We start from the raw sequence: 1,420 nt of genomic DNA, 5'->3' as shown, positions 1-1,420 counted from the left end.
GGCTCTTCTGCTGTTTCCGTGGGTCGTTGACCATCGCCGGGGTTGCTGCTGTGGCTGTGTGAGCTGGATAGATGAACACGCCGTACCCGGCGTAGGGTCCTGGCTTGTCGAAGGTCAGGTCCACCACGAGGTACGGCGTGCTGAACAAGAGGGTATGGAAGCGGCTGCTGGGTGTCGAGCACACGGTGATCGAGCGGCTCGAGGTCGAGGAGACGGGGCGGGGTGAGCCGGTGCTGGTCGCCCACGTCCGGCCCGACGCGTGGCGGGTGCTGCGGTGCCCGCGCTGTGGTCGTCGCTGCGGCCGCTACGACGGCGGGGACGGCCGCCGCCGGTGGCGGACCCTGGACCTGGGGACCCTGCGGTGCCTGCTGGAGGCCGACGCGCCCCGCGTCCGCTGCCCCGGGCACGGAGTGCTGGTCGCGGCGGTGCCGTGGGCCGCGCCCGGCTCCCGGTTCACCACGTTCTTCGAGGACACGGTGGCCTGGCAGGCCGCCCACGCGCCGTTCTCCACGGTGACACGGCTGCTGCGCGTCACCTGGCGCACCGTCCAGCAGATCGTGACCCGGGTGGTGACCGCCCGCGCCGCCGGCACCGACCGCCTGGACGGCCTGGAGCGGATCGGGATCGACGAGATCGCCTACCGCAAGGGCCACCGCTACCTCACCATCGTGGTCGACCACGCCACCGGCACCATCGTGTGGGCGGCCGAGGGCCGCAACAGCGCCGTCGTGCACGCCTTCTTCGACGCCCTGGGCGACCGGGCCGCCAACTTGACGTACGTCACCGCCGACGCAGCCGAGTGGATTCACACCCCGGTCCGCGAACGCGCACCGCGGGCACTGATCTGCCTGGACCCCTTCCACGTGGTCAAATGGGCCACCGACGCCCTGGACACCCTGCGCCGCGGCACGGCCGCCGACCTGCGCCGCCGCGGCCGGACACAGGCGGCCGCCGACCTCAAGGGCACCCGCTGGATCCTGATCCGCAACCCCGGCGACCTGTCCGGCCCCCAGCGCACCACCCTGGCCGGCCTGCAGCACACCAACAAACGCCTCTACCGCGCCTACCTCATCAAGGAACAACTCCGGGCGGTGTTCGCCGCCCGCACCGACGGCGGCCGAGCCCTGCTCGCCGGCCTGATCGCCTGGTGCCGCCGCTGCCGCATCCCCGAGTTCATCAAACTCGGCGCCGCCCTGGCCCGCCACCAGCCACTGATCATCAACACCCTCCAATCCGGGCTGTCCAACGCCCGGCTGGAAGCCACCAACACCCATCTGCGCGCCCTGACCAAGCGAGCCAACGGGTTCCACACCCCCGAAGCCCTCATCGCCATGGCCGCCCTCACCCGCGGCGGCCTCTGCCCACCCCTGCCCGGACGCCTATAACCCGATCAACGACCCACGGAAACGACACAAGGGCC

Annotated in this window: 1 protein-coding gene; it reads left to right on the top strand. The window is 71.6% G+C overall.

Annotation, left to right across the window (positions count from 1 at the left end):
- Positions 1-137 precede the first annotated feature (137 nt).
- Positions 138-1,385, top strand: coding sequence for an ISL3 family transposase (locus ACGFK0_RS37660; protein ID WP_392913568.1), 1,248 nt, complete (start codon positions 138-140; stop codon positions 1,383-1,385).
- The last annotated feature ends 35 nt before the right edge of the window (positions 1,386-1,420 follow it).

Source organism: Spirillospora sp. NPDC048823, assembly GCF_043198445.1.
GTDB lineage: Bacteria > Actinomycetota > Actinomycetes > Streptosporangiales > Streptosporangiaceae > Spirillospora.
This window is presented reverse-complemented; position numbering and strand designations above follow the sequence as displayed.